16 protein-coding genes are annotated in these 12480 nt (G+C 67.3%); 9 read left to right on the top strand and 7 right to left on the bottom strand.

Features of this window, described 5'->3' with window-relative positions; all coding sequences use genetic code 11:
- Positions 1-27 precede the first annotated feature (27 nt).
- From EJP67_RS19955 to EJP67_RS19965, 3 genes are read left to right on the top strand one after another with little or no spacing between them, the layout of a single operon-like run.
- Entirely contained in the window at positions 28-495 is a 468-nt protein-coding gene (locus EJP67_RS19955) for a winged helix-turn-helix transcriptional regulator (protein ID WP_126023436.1), read from the top strand.
- A 4-nt stretch (positions 496-499) separates the two neighbouring features.
- Entirely contained in the window at positions 500-1027 is a 528-nt protein-coding gene (locus EJP67_RS19960; protein WP_126023437.1) for a GNAT family N-acetyltransferase, read from the top strand.
- Entirely contained in the window at positions 1024-1425 is a 402-nt protein-coding gene (locus EJP67_RS19965; protein ID WP_126023438.1) for an OsmC family protein, read from the top strand. The genes EJP67_RS19960 and EJP67_RS19965 overlap by 4 nt, the downstream gene beginning before the upstream one ends.
- Before the next feature lie 19 nt (positions 1426-1444).
- Here EJP67_RS19965 and EJP67_RS19970 read toward each other — a convergent pair whose 3' ends face one another.
- Positions 1445-1792: a winged helix-turn-helix transcriptional regulator gene (locus tag EJP67_RS19970; RefSeq protein WP_126023439.1), complete on the bottom strand. Its 348-nt coding sequence runs from the start codon at positions 1790-1792 to the stop codon at positions 1445-1447.
- 68 nt (positions 1793-1860) lie between these two features.
- A complete protein-coding gene (locus tag EJP67_RS19975) occupies positions 1861-3186 on the bottom strand; it encodes an alpha/beta fold hydrolase (RefSeq protein ID WP_165909656.1) in 1326 nt (441 codons plus the stop codon).
- Between the two features lie 86 nt (positions 3187-3272).
- Between EJP67_RS19975 and EJP67_RS19980 the strand changes: the two genes are divergently transcribed.
- The 3 genes from EJP67_RS19980 to lpxO all read left to right on the top strand — a co-directional run bounded on the left by EJP67_RS19980 (position 3273) and on the right by lpxO (position 6388).
- Positions 3273-3956: a response regulator gene (locus tag EJP67_RS19980; RefSeq protein ID WP_019656979.1), complete on the top strand. Its 684-nt coding sequence runs from the start codon at positions 3273-3275 to the stop codon at positions 3954-3956.
- The gene (locus EJP67_RS19985) at positions 3953-5380 is read left to right on the top strand and encodes a sensor histidine kinase (protein ID WP_126023441.1); all 1428 of its coding nucleotides are present in this window, start codon (positions 3953-3955) and stop codon (positions 5378-5380) included. The genes EJP67_RS19980 and EJP67_RS19985 overlap by 4 nt, the downstream gene beginning before the upstream one ends.
- A 111-nt stretch (positions 5381-5491) precedes the next feature.
- A complete protein-coding gene (gene lpxO / locus EJP67_RS19990) occupies positions 5492-6388 on the top strand; it encodes a lipid A hydroxylase LpxO (protein ID WP_126023442.1) in 897 nt (298 codons plus the stop codon).
- A gap of 4 nt (positions 6389-6392) precedes the next feature.
- Here the strand turns inward: lpxO and EJP67_RS19995 are convergent, their stop codons facing one another.
- A complete protein-coding gene (locus EJP67_RS19995; RefSeq protein WP_240650711.1) occupies positions 6393-7091 on the bottom strand; it encodes a phosphatase PAP2 family protein in 699 nt (232 codons plus the stop codon).
- A gap of 126 nt (positions 7092-7217) precedes the next feature.
- On the opposite strand from EJP67_RS19995, the gene EJP67_RS20000 reads away from it, so the two are divergent.
- The 3 genes from EJP67_RS20000 to EJP67_RS20010 are packed head-to-tail and all read left to right on the top strand — an operon-like array spanning position 7218 to position 9497.
- Positions 7218-7913 (top strand): response regulator, encoded by a 696-nt coding sequence (locus tag EJP67_RS20000; protein ID WP_126023443.1) that lies wholly within the window; start codon positions 7218-7220, stop codon positions 7911-7913.
- Positions 7910-9262 carry a sensor histidine kinase gene (locus tag EJP67_RS20005; RefSeq protein WP_126023444.1) on the top strand — a complete coding sequence of 451 codons (1353 nt, stop codon included), beginning with the start codon at positions 7910-7912 and terminating at the stop codon, positions 9260-9262. The genes EJP67_RS20000 and EJP67_RS20005 overlap by 4 nt, the downstream gene beginning before the upstream one ends.
- A 13-nt stretch (positions 9263-9275) precedes the next feature.
- Positions 9276-9497, top strand: coding sequence for an oxidoreductase-like domain-containing protein (locus EJP67_RS20010; protein WP_126023445.1), 222 nt, complete (start codon positions 9276-9278; stop codon positions 9495-9497).
- Positions 9498-9556: 59 nt separating this feature from the next.
- On the opposite strand, the gene EJP67_RS33660 is transcribed toward EJP67_RS20010, so the two are convergent.
- The 4 genes from EJP67_RS33660 to EJP67_RS20025 all read right to left on the bottom strand — a co-directional run bounded on the left by EJP67_RS33660 (position 9557) and on the right by EJP67_RS20025 (position 12397).
- Positions 9557-9850 (bottom strand): YihY family inner membrane protein, encoded by a 294-nt coding sequence (locus tag EJP67_RS33660; RefSeq protein WP_165909657.1) that lies wholly within the window; start codon positions 9848-9850, stop codon positions 9557-9559.
- Positions 9838-10020, bottom strand: a complete 183-nt coding sequence (locus tag EJP67_RS33665) for a hypothetical protein (RefSeq protein WP_165909658.1) — start codon at positions 10018-10020, stop codon at positions 9838-9840. Before EJP67_RS33665 ends, EJP67_RS33660 begins: the two co-directional genes overlap by 13 nt.
- A 151-nt stretch (positions 10021-10171) precedes the next feature.
- Complete coding sequence (locus tag EJP67_RS20020; protein WP_126023447.1) at positions 10172-10552, bottom strand: cupin domain-containing protein; 381 nt, start codon at positions 10550-10552, stop codon at positions 10172-10174.
- Positions 10553-10684: 132 nt separating this feature from the next.
- On the bottom strand, positions 10685-12397 hold the full coding sequence (locus tag EJP67_RS20025) for a phospholipase D-like domain-containing protein (RefSeq protein ID WP_126023448.1): 1713 nt from the start codon (positions 12395-12397) through the stop codon (positions 10685-10687).
- Between the last annotated feature and the right edge of the window lie 83 nt (positions 12398-12480).

Consider the following 12480-nt stretch of genomic DNA (forward strand, 5'->3'; position numbering starts at 1 on the left):
ACCTTCCAAGGCCGCCCCCGGAGTGAAATGCCCGAACTCGACCGCATAGACCGCAAGATCCTCGACGTCCTGCAGCGCCAGGGGCGCATGTCGATGACCGAACTGGCCGAGCGCATCGGCCTGTCGGCCTCGCCCTGCGCCGAGCGCGTGAAGCGCATGGAGCGCGACGGCGTCATCACCGGCTACCACGCCCACGTGTCGCCCGAGGCGCTGGGCCGCACGCTGCTGGTGTTCGTGGAAATCAAGCTCTCGGCCAAGTCGGGCGACGTGTTCGACAAGGTTCGCAAGGAGCTGCTGCACATGCCCGAGGTGCTCGAATGCCACCTGGTGTCGGGCAGCTTCGACTACCTCGTGAAGGCGCGGTTGAGCGGCATGAGCGAATACCGCCACCTGCTGGGCGACATCCTCAAGAAGCTGCCGGTGGCGGCCGAGTCGCACAGCTACGTGGTGATGGAGGAAATCAAGGAAACGCTGATGCTGGCCGTGGACCGCTGAGCCGATGAGCAGCTACGAAGACGTGACCGACGTCACCATCCGCCCCTGGCGCCTCGAAGACTTCGATGCGGTGAAGGCCATCCTCGACGACACCTTCGCCGGCACCTGGCTGCCGCAGCTCACGCCCGAGGCCGCGAAGGCCTACCGCGACAGCGGCGCGCCGGTGGGCTACATCGACGAGAAGGGCCCGGCCTTCTTCGTGGCCGAGATCGACGGCGAGGTGGTCGGCATGGTGCACTGGGAGCACGATTTCGTGCATGCCCTGCACGTGCCGGCCGCACACCAGCGCAAGGGCATCGCCCGGGCCCTGATGGCCTTCGCCGAGGATGGCATGCGCGCTGACGGCGTGGCGCTGGCGCGCCTGGAGACCGACACCTTCAACACGCAGAGCCAGGGCTTCTATATCGCGCTCGGCTACCGCGAAGCCGACCGTTACCCCGATCTCGAATGGCACAGCGGTTTCACGACCATCCTGTACGTGAAGACGCTTTCTCCCCTTACCCCAACACACTCCCCGAGGACACACCCATGAGCATCTCGATCCGCCGCGACGGCATCACCGGCACGCGCCACATCCTGAAGATCCGCAACCACGAGATCCCGGTCGATGCTTCGCCCGCAGGCGGCGGCAGCGACGCCGGCCCGGAGCCGCACGACCTGTACGACGCATCGCTCGCGGCCTGCAAGGCGCTCACCGTGCTGATCTACGCGCGCCGCAAGGGCATTCCGGTGGAAGACATCGAAGTGGTGGTCGATCGCGACGACAGCGAGGAGCGCAAGGGCGTCTACCGCCTCAAGTCGGGCCTGCGCCTGAGCGGCAACCTCAGCGAGGCGCAGCGCGACGAACTGCTGCGCGTGGCCGGCAAGTGCCCGGTGCACAAGCTCATGACCGAGGTGAAGACCGAGATCGAGACCGGCTGGGCGGAGTGAGCCGGCTCCGGCCGGCCCATTACTTTGCGGACCCTGTCCGCGTGCGCGCGGCCTCCACGCGCTTCGCATGGCGGCCGCCCCAGTCGGCCAGCGGCGCGAGCGCCGCATTGAGCGTGCCGCCCAGCTTCGTCTGCGAGTACTCCACGCGCGGCGGCACTTCGTGGAACACCTCGCGGTGGACGATGCCGTCGGTCTCCATCTCGCGCAACTGCTGGATCAGCATCTTCTCGCTGATGTCGGGCAGCGCCCTCTTCAGCTCGCCGAAGCGCAGGGGCTGCACGTGCAGCTCCCACAGGATGACGGCCTTCCACTTGCCGCCGATCACGTCGAAGGCGCAGCCGATGCCGGAGGTCTTCCTTGATTTCATCTCGATCCACTGGTGAATGCCTGCATCCGTGGCAGGCGGGTGGACATGTGCTCGCCATCCATCCTGGCTCAGGCCCATGTCATGAACTGGATGGCGCGCAGCACTTCGGCCTCGCGCTCCATGATGAAGTCGCCGTGGCTGGCATTGTCCAGCGTCAGGCGGTTCGTGGTTCTGAGCGAAGCTGCGAGCCGGTTCGAGTCCGAGATGCGTCCGCGGCGGAAGATGCTTATGTAGTCAGCGACGCTTTCTTGTGTCTTGGCATCCAGCGGCAGTTCCAGCCATGGAAACATGTCGCGGGGCTGCGAAGGCAGTGCAGTGACCACCAGCGAAGGTGCGCGCACTGACTCGTAGTCGGGCGAATAGGAATGGGCGGCTGTTTCCATGGCGTCATTCACTTCAGAGGGGGTGCCGGGACTCACGCTCCCATCGGCAAGAATTTCGAGGCTGTCGCGCAGGTTCGCTTCCTGCACGGGGCCCCAATTCTTCGATATCCGGCGGGCGAATGCGATGGCGGCCTGCAGCGAGCGCGCGTCTTCCTGGGTCGGCTTGGGCTCCTCGAGCAGAAGGTTCTTCGGGGGCTCTTCGCCGACGCTGTCCGGGGTCGCCGTGTAGTCGAAGGTCGTGTCGAGGTAGATCAGGCCCTGCGTCCGCTCGGGATACAGGCCTGCGAAGCGGGTGAGTTCGTTGCCCGCGATCGAATGGCCTCCGAGCACCGCCCGCTGAACGCCAAGCGCGTCGAGCACTGCCTTCAGGTCGGCGACGAGCGTATCGACGTCGTAGTACTGCGTGGCGGTCTTCTCGGGCAGCGGTTTGTCCGAGAGCCCATAGCCACGGCGGCTGGTCGCGATCACGCGCGACCTTGCGGACAGTCCGGCAGCAAGGCCGTCGAAGCTGCGTGCATTGGCACCGAGTCCGGGCAGAAACACGAAGACCGGGCCGCTGTTGCGGGATGGCTGCCAGTCGCGTACCTGCAGCGAGACGTCGGGGGAGTTTGATACCTTCAGGCGGAGGTCGATGACCGATGCCTTGATCTCGCCGCCATCGTTTGACGTGCTCGTGCCGCCAGCGGCCGCGGGGGTGGCCGGGGTGGCGCTCGATTGGGCGCCGGGTGCGGCGGGTGGAGGCGCGGCAGGGCTCTCGCCCAATCCCGCTCCGGTCCCTGGGCCGATGACGGCGCCGCCGTGGCTGCCGCCACCTCCGCAGGCAGCAAGCCCGGCGGCGCTGCCAAGCGCGATGACATGAAGAATTTCCCTTCGTCGCAGGAGACTGAGATTGTTGCGGTCGGGAGTGGCAGGCGGGGTGTGTGGTGGATTCATTTCAATACTCCATTCGATGGGGGTGGGGCGATCGCCGCAGTGTCCCGGCCGCACCTGAAGACCTGCTTCGGTGTTCATGAAGATTTCCTGAAGTGCGGCCACATTGCTTGGCAGATACTTCCGCCACATTCCGGGGACGGAGTGTTCAGTTCACGTGGAGGCTCATGAATCTCTTGCTTGTTGAGGACGACCTTGACCTCGGCAACGGCGTGCGCATCGCGCTGGCCAATCAAGGCATGGACGTGGTGTGGGTGCGCAGGCTCGAAGACGCGCTGCGCACGCTCGAAGGCGGCACCTTCGACATGGTGCTGCTCGACCTCGGCCTGCCCGATGGCGACGGGCTCGACCTGCTGTTCCGCCTGCGCCGCGACCGCCAGATGCTGCCGGTGCTGGTGCTCAGCGCGCGCGACGCGCTCAACGACCGGCTGCGCAGCCTGGACGACGGCGCCGACGATTACCTGGTCAAGCCCTTCGCGCTGGCCGAGCTGCTGTCGCGCGTTCGTGCGCTCGCGCGCCGCAGCTACGGCTTCAACGACGAGACCATCCGCATGCGCGGGCTGGCGCTGCACGAGCCCACGCGCGGCGTGATCGTCGACGGGGAGCCCGTGGAGCTCTCGCGCTGCGAGTTCGACCTGCTGGCACTCCTGCTCAAGCGCACCGGCCGCGTGGTCACGCGCCGCGTGATGGAAGAGCAGGTGCTGCCCGGTGGCCAGGCCAACGGCAGCAATTCGCTCGAGGTGCACATCTCCAACCTGCGCAAGAAGATCGGCCAGGGCTACATCCGCACGGTGCGTGGCATCGGCTACGTGATCGACGTGCAATCGCTGGCGCGGAGCACGCAGAAATGATTCAGGCGCTGGCGCAGCGCTGGAAGAACTGGAAACAACCTTCCCTGATGCGGCGCCTGCTGCTTGCGCAGATGGGCGTGGTCGCCCTGCTGTGGACCATGGCCATCGCGCTTCTGCTGTACGACTCCTACGAAGACCCCGAGCTGCTGAAGTTCGAGAAGATCTTCCAGACGGTGATTTCCATCGCGAAGAACACCGCCGACCGGCCCGACAAGCAGCAGGAGACGCTCGCCGCCTTCGACGCCGCGCTGCTCGAAACCATCGGCGACGGCGATGCGGCCTCCGACACCTCGCCCGTCATGCAGGTGTGGCAGGGCGACAGGCTGGTCTACCGCTCGACGGCGGCCGTGCCCGTCATCCTCAACACCGCGCCGAACCTTATCGAGACCGTGAAGGCGGGCAACCGCGAGTGGCGCGCGCGCACGATCGCCTCGCCCGACTCCGACATCCGCGTGATGTTGGCGGAGCCCAGCGTCTGGCGGCTCACCGTCACCGTGATGTATCGCGGCTACTACCTGCTGCCGCTGGTCATCAGCCTGCCTTTCCTGGTGTTTCCCGCATGGCTTTCGGTGCGCCTCGCGCTGCGGCCCTGGCGCCGCGTGAGCCAGGAGACCGCCGAGCGCGGGCCGGCCGACCTCACGCCGCTGTCGTACACCCCGCCGCACAAGGAGCTGCAGCCGCTGGTGCAGAGCATCAACAGCCTGCTGCAGCGGGTGCGCGACAGCACATCGCGCGAGCGCAGCCTGATCGCAGACGCCGCGCACGAGCTGCGGACGCCGCTGGCCGCGATGCGCGTGAACGTGGAGGCACTGAAGGAGCAGAGCACCGACGAGCACCAGCGCGAGCTCATGGGCAACCTGCTGCGCAGCAACGACCGCGCGGCGCGCCTTGTGGGGCAGCTGCTGCAGCTGATGCGCAGCGACGCGGTCTCGGACAACACCCTGCCCGTGATGCTGTCGCTCGACGCGCTGGTGCAGGACCGGCTGGCCATGATCGAGAGCCTGGCCAGCTCGCGCAACATCGAGCTCGAGCTGGTCTGCGAAGACCGCGTGCCGGTGCTCGGCGAGCGCGAAAGCCTGGTTTCGATGATCGACAACCTCATCAACAACGCCATCAAGTACAGCCCGCCCGACGGTACGGTGGTCGTGCATGTGTCGCGCGATGGCGAGCAGGCCCTGCTGACGGTGGCGGACCAGGGCCCCGGCGTGCCGGCCGCGCTGCGCGAGCGGGTGTTCGACCGTTTCTTCCGCAACCCCGACCAGAGCCAGAGCGGCAGCGGGCTGGGGCTGGCCATCGTCAAGTCGGTGGTCGACCGGCACGGCGGCGAGGTGGCGCTGGGCGAAACCGCGAGTGGCGGCCTGCTGGCCACCGTGCGCCTGCCGCTGGCTACCGCCGATGCGCCGCAACCCATGCTGTGCAGCTGAAACGTTCGCCGGTGCATGGCAAAAAGGGGCCGAAGGGCATAAAGGGCGTGGTCAGCCCCGAATTGGGGCGAGGAATTACACTACCCGGCGCTGTTTACAGGACACTTTCCCATGAAGTGGGTCATTCTTGCCATCTTCGCGCTCAGCGCGCTCTACGTTCATTTCCGCGGCCAGGTACGGCATCGTTTCTTCAGGCAGCTCTCTGATCACTCGACCTTCCTGGCGCCGCTGAACGTCTTCATGTACCTTTTCTCGAAGGTGCCGGGTACGCCCTACCTGTCGCCTGCCGAGTTCCCCGAGATGCGCGTGCTCGAGGAAAACTGGGAAGTGATCCGCGAGGAAGCGCTGGCCATGCGCAACGGCGGCAGCATCAAGGCGTCGAGCCAGTTCAACGACGTGGGCTTCAACTCCTTCTTCAAGAGCGGCTGGAAGCGCTTCTACCTGAAGTGGTACGACGATGCGCACCCCTCGGCCGCCGTGCTGTGCCCGCGTACCACCGAGCTGCTGAAGGGCATCGGCACCATCAAGGCGGCCATGTTCGCCGAGCTGCCGCCGGGCAGCCGCCTCGTGCGCCACCGCGATCCCTTCGCCGGTTCGTTGCGCTACCACCTGGGCCTGTGGACGCCGGGCGTCGAGGGCTGCTACATCGACGTGGACGGCCAGCGCTACCACTGGCGCGACGGCGAGGCCGTGGTGTTCGACGAGACCTACATCCACTACGCCGAGAACACGACCGACCACGACCGCGTGATCCTGTTCTGCGACATCGAGCGCCCGCTGAAATACCGCTGGGCCAGCGCGGTCAACCGCTGGTTCGCGAAGAACCTGCTGGCAGCCGCCGCGTCGCCCAACGATGCCGGCGACAAGACCGGCGGCATCAACCGCGCGTTCAAGTACATCTACCAGATCCGCGTGGTCGGCAAGCGCCTGAAGGCCTGGGACAAGCGCGTGTACTACCTCGTGAAGTGGGCCATCTTCGGCGGCCTGGCGCTCTGGATCTTCTGGTAAGGGCTCAGGCCTCGTTCCATGCCAGCCGGGCGCGCGCGGTGCCTGCCTGGCTCACGACGGCCGCCAGCAGCGTGCCGCCGAGCACGTCGAGCAGCACATGCTGGCGCGTCGCCAGCGTCGAATAGACGATTCCCAGGGCCCACAGCACATTGAGCACGCGCACCCAGGCCGGCGCGCGCACCTCGCGAAGCTGACGCTGCAGCAGCACCGCGGTGAACACAGCGAAGGCCACGTGCAACGACGGGAAGGCATTGCCGCCCGCGTCGGCGTTCTTGAGGAACATCAGCGACGGGTATTGAGCCCAGTCGACCGCGAATGCCGGCACCGTCGTCGGAAAGAACCAGAAGACCACCAGGCCCATGCCCGCCATCAGTGCGGCATCGCGCGCACAGGCGCGCAACTCGGCCCAGTCCTTGGCGAAGGCGGGCGGCAGCGAGATGTAGAACCACAGCGAGCCGTACAGGAGCATCGCCTCGTCGCTCACGCCCACCCAGTGATCGAGCGCGGTGAGCGGCATCACGGTGGGCGGCGTCGGCGGGTTGTGCATCACCCAGAAGTAGAGGACGAAGAAGCCCGTGATGCCCGCCGTGGTGCCGATCATCTTCGCCACCCAATGCGTGGCGATGCGACGGCCCACTGCCCCGTACCAGGGTGTAGGACACGAGGAGGGGAAGGGTGAGGAGGGCGCGGCGCGACGGGTCATCGGCGTTGCAGCTTATGCAACTGCATTGCGTGAACATTGCGCCGGTTGCAAAAAAGTCCTCTCCTAGAATGGCCGGCCCTGGCCTCTGCCAGGCCTTTCACTGGTCTCCCTTTTCTACGTACTCCCATGCGAATCCTGCTCGTCGAAGACGAAGTCGATCTGGCTCAAGCCCTGGCCTCGGCGCTGCGGCAGAACCAGGCGGTGGTCGACGTGGCGGGCTCGCTGCGCGAAGCCGAAGACGCGGCGCTGTCGGCGCAGCACGACGTGATCGTGCTCGACCGTGGCCTGCCCGACGGCGACGGCCTCTCGCTAGTGGCCTTCCTGCGCCAGAACGACATTCCCGCCGCCGTGCTGGTACTCACAGCCATGACCGACGTGGCGGAACGCGTGCTGAGCCTCGACGGCGGCGCGGACGACTATCTCGCCAAGCCCTTCTCCATGGACGAGCTCATGGCGCGCGTGCGTGCGCTGGCGCGGCGCCCCGCGGTGCGTGCGAACCTCGTCATGACGCTGGGGCAGCTGCGCTTCGACCATCACACGCGGCAGGCCCATGTCGGCGAAGAGTGCCTCACCCTGCCGCGCCGTGAGCTGCTGGTGCTGGAAGCGCTGCTGGAGCACCGTGGCCGTACCGTGCTGCGCGAGGCCATGCAGGACCGCGTGTACGGCCATGCGGACGACATCCAGTCGAACGCGCTCGACACGCACGTCTCTCGCCTGCGCTCCAAGCTCGACAAGGCCGGTGCGCAGGTCGAGATACATGCCATCCGCGGCGTGGGCTACCTGATCTGCGCGGCCCGCCCCGGCGGCATGACGGTCGCATGAGACAAGGCCTGCTCTCGCTGCGCTGGCAGCTGATCTGGAGCCTGATCCTCCTGCAGGTGGTGGTCGGCACGCTGGTGATGGGTGGCTTTCTCGGCCTGGCCTGGGTGCTGGGCCGCGTGGTCGACGAGACCGGGCAGGAGACCATCACGGCCATCCAGCGCGCGCTGGTGCGCGGCCCCGACGGAAAACTGGCGATCGAGCCCACGCCGGAGGTTCAGCGCCTGCGGGAGGCCGATCCTCCTTTCTGGTTCATCGCGCGTGACAGCCATGGCGCGGAGTTGCGCAACGGCGACGTGCCTCCCAGCTACGCCAGGCTCTTCGATTCGCTCGACGGCATGGAGCGCATGGCCATCAACCCCGAGAGCGACAACACCCGGCCCAAGGCTCGTTTCGATCGCGTGGAAACGCGCGCGGGCCTGGTGGCTGTGATGACGCAGACGGGCAGCCCCCTGACCGTGAAGAACACGCTCAAGGGCACCGCCATCGCCTTCCTTTTCCTGGTGGCGCCGATGGCGCTGGTGACCTGCCTCGGCGTGATCCTGGCCACGCCCTTCGTCGTGAAGCGCGGCCTCAAGGGCGTGGTGGCCACGGCCGAGCATGCCGAGAGCATCGACGTGCACGAACGCACCACGCGGCTGCCGCTGGCCAATGTGGCGAGCGAGATCCGCCCGCTGGTCAACGCCGTGAACCGCGCCTTCGACCGGCTCAACGAAGGCTACGACCGGCAGGAGCGCTTCCTGGCCGACGCTGCGCACGAGCTGCGCACGCCCATCACCACGCTGCAGATCCATCTCGAAGGCCTGCAGGACGGCCCGCTCAAGGTGAAGCTCCTGCAGGCCTCGGCGCGGCTCGCCACGCTTGCCGAGCAGCTGCTCGACCTGCAGCGGCTGGACCATGTGGCGGTGCAAGACCGCCAGCAGGTCGACCTGAAGGCGCTGTGCGAGCGCGTGGCGGGCGACATCGCGCCGCTGGCCATCATGAACCGCTGCACGCTGTCGGTGGAAGCGCCGAAGCCACTGTGGGTGCGCGGCGATGCGCCCTCGCTGGAGCGCGCGCTGAGCAACCTGATCCAGAACGCCATCGAGCACGGCGGGCAGGGCTGCGACATTCAGGTGCGGCTGTGGGAGCCCTCGGGCTTCGAGGTGCTCGACTCCGGCCCCGGCATTCCCGAGGCCGATCGCGAGCGCGTGGTGGCGCCATTCCACCGGCTGGTGCCGCGCGGGCGTGGCGCGGGGCTGGGCCTGCATCTGGTGGCCGAAGTGGCGCGCCTGCACGGCGGGCAGCTCACGATCGGGTCCAGCGAATCGGGTGGAGCGAAGATGCGGCTGGAGCTGAATCTCGACGCATGAAGATCTGCCCACCATGAACGCCATCGACCGGCTGCCCGAACCCACGAACCTCGCCAGCGCGCAAGCGCTCATCGCGCGCTTGCAGGCAATGCTCGATGCCGAAGGGCTTGCGATGCGCGCGCCGCCGCCCGAGCCCACTACTTGCTGCGGGCGAGGCTGCAACGGCTGCGTGTGGGAAGGATGGCTGGCCGCCGTGGCCTACTGGCGCGACGAGGCCTCGCTGCTGCTCGGTTGACGGCTCGAACGATGCCGGCATAGAGGGTCGGGCGCACGTTGCTGAACAGCATCTGGCTGCTAGGCCCGGGCGGGCTTGCCCGCCGGCCGCCGCCGCGTGAGCGCCAGGTTGGCCGTCATCATGGCCGCGACCAGCGTGACCAGCCACGAGAAATAGACCCACAGCAGGAACATGGGGAGCACCGCAAATGCTCCATACAGCGCCTTGTACGTAGGCATCTTGACGAGGTAGGTGGTGAAGCCGCGCTTGCCCAGCTCGAAGGCCATGCTGGCAATCAGGCCGCCCGCGAAGGCGTCGCGCAACCGCACCTTGGTGTTCGGAACGAGGTAGAACATGCTGGTCAGTGCAGCCACGCCAAGCACGAGCGGCCCGAGGTCGAGCACGACGGCAAGCGAGGGTGGCAGTGTGCGATGAGCCCCATGGAAACGCCCAGGAATACGACGATGAACGCCAGGCTTGCGGCGACCTGGGGCAAGCGTTCTTTTCTGGCGCGATCGATGGTCAGGCGGGTCAGGGCAAACATGTGTCGCTGAAGCAGGAGGAGTCGAACGGTTTCGCGGGCGCAGGGACCGCCGCCGCTGCAGCCGATCGTCGGTCCGACGGCAGTCTCGTGCGGATCGCATCCCCGTTCGATCATCCAGAGGAAGTCTGCAACCGAGGCCTCCCACCTTGCGTCAGCTCCTGGACTTCGCGTATTCCTCCGCGCTCATCATCTCCAGGCCGACGAACGGGGCATCGCCTTCGACCCATGCGTCGTGACCCGGCGGAATGGTGTACGACATGCCTTCCTCGATGACGGTCTGCGAGCCGTCATTCATCTGCACGGTGATCCGGCCGGAAACCGCGTACCCGACGTGAGCCGCCTGGCAGCTGTCCGTGCCCACGACCGGCTTGATGCACTTCGACCAGCGCCACCCGGGCTCGAACCTGAAGCGTCCGAGCGTGTAGCCCTCGAGGCGGACCACTTCGACCCGGGTCTTCTCGGGCTCGCGAACCTCATCCGGTTCGTCATGGGATTTCGTCTGAAGCTTGTTGACATTCATCGGACTGGTCATCGCTACTCTCCTTGCACGAGTGAGCAACTGGTCCGCGGCAGCCTCGTGCCGAACCGCACGTGAACCATTGAATATTAGTCTCGGGTAACGCTTGCGGTGACCTATTTTTCGCGACTGCACGATGGCGCTCGGTCACAGGAAATCTTCGTCCACCACCAGCGACAGCACCGACCAGCGCAGCCGCTGGGCCCAGTTCGATTCCGGCTCCCGATGCAGCACCCAGCGGCGTCCGTCGCGCAGGAAGCTCCATTGCAGGCTGCCTCGCATCGGCGTCTCGCTCACGGTGAAGCTCGCGGGCATGCGCATGCGATGGATCAGGTCCGCCAGCTCGCTTGCAAGCGCGGGACTGTCGACGATCAGGCCCAGTTCGGTGTTGCAGTGCGCCGAGCGCCGGTCCATGTTCATCGACCCCACGTAGAACCAGCGCCGGTCTACCACCGCGAGCTTGGCGTGCAGGCGGCCGAGCGAGCCGCGGCCGCTTTCGGTGTCGCTCCAGGCCGGTTGCGGTTCGCCGGCCGGCATCAGCTCGTACAGCGCGGCGCCCATCTGAAGCAGCGTGCTGCGGTAGCGCGCGTAGCCGTAGTGCACCAGCGGCTCGTCGGTGGTGGCTAGCGAGTTGGTCATCACCGACACGCTCGCACCCTCGCGGCTCGCATGAGTGAGCGCCTCGATCATGCGGGGCATGGGTACGAAGTAGGGCGAGACGACGAGCACCTCGGAGCGTGCGGTGCGCAAGAGGTCGAGGTTCGCGGCCATGACCGCGCCCTCTCGGCCTTTCGGCGTTCCGGCTTCTTCGACGCTGCCGCCGGCATCGCCCGCGAGGAGGCCTTGCACCACTGCGTCCGCCACCACGCGCACCTTCGCGGGAACCAGCTCGACCCGCCCCTGCGCGAGCTGCGCGCCGACCGGACCGCGCCCCAGCGCGTCGCGTTCGCCGGCGGGGGGCATCAAGCGCCCGAGATCGTGCACCAGTGCGGAGAAGCGTTCGCGCGCATGGGCCGGCGCCGGACGGTCTGCGGCCGCGATGGCCTCGAACGGGTACGACAGCGGTCCGTTCCAGAATGCATCGAAGCTCGCCGACAGCGCCCGCACCGCCGGCCCGGCCAGCAGTGCGTCCATGTCGATGAAGTTCGCCGGCTTGCTGCGCCCGAAGTATTCGTCGGCAATGTTGCGCCCGCCCGTGATGGCGAAGCTGTTGTCGGCAATGAAGAGCTTGTTGTGCATGCGCCGGTTCACGCGGCCGATCTCGTGCAGCGACAGCAGCACACGCGTGCGCAGGCCGCCGCTGCGCACCGGCAGCGGATTGAAGACGCGCACCTCCACGTTGGCGTGCGCAGCCAGCCCGGCCAGCAACTCGTCTTCTCCGCCCGCGTACAGGTCGTCGACCAGCAGGCGCACACGCACGCCGCGTCGAGCCGTGTCGCGCAGTTCGCGCAGGAACTGGCGGCCCGAGGTGTCGTTGGCCACCACGTAGTACTGCGCATCGACGGTATGCCGTGCGGCCCGTGCGAGCGCGATGCGCGCGTCGAGGGCCTGGTCACCGCTCGGCAGCAGGCGCACGCCGGACACATCGGATATCCCGGGCATCGCGCCGTCCGGGTCCGGCAGCGACGCGGCGGCGATGCGTGCGAGCGCGCTGTCCCCGACGTCCGTGCGTGCCTGCGACGCGACCCGGTGCACGTTGCCGGGCAATGTGGCGCAGCCCGCCAGCAGCGAGACCGCGGCCATGGCCGCGGCGCACAGAGCGCGGGCGAACACCGCGTGGTGGAGCGCCAGGAGGCAGAACCGGTACGCAAGGGGCTCCCATGCGGTACGCAGCGCGGCGAATGACTTCGGGGTGTTCATGGCGGTCCTCGGTGCATCGGATGCAAAGTGGCGATCGATGCAGCCAGTCTTCCGCGCGGCGCCCGCCGCAACAATTGAACGCA

Origin of the sequence: Variovorax guangxiensis (assembly GCF_003952165.1) — a bacterium.
Taxonomy (GTDB): domain Bacteria; phylum Pseudomonadota; class Gammaproteobacteria; order Burkholderiales; family Burkholderiaceae_C; genus Variovorax; species Variovorax guangxiensis.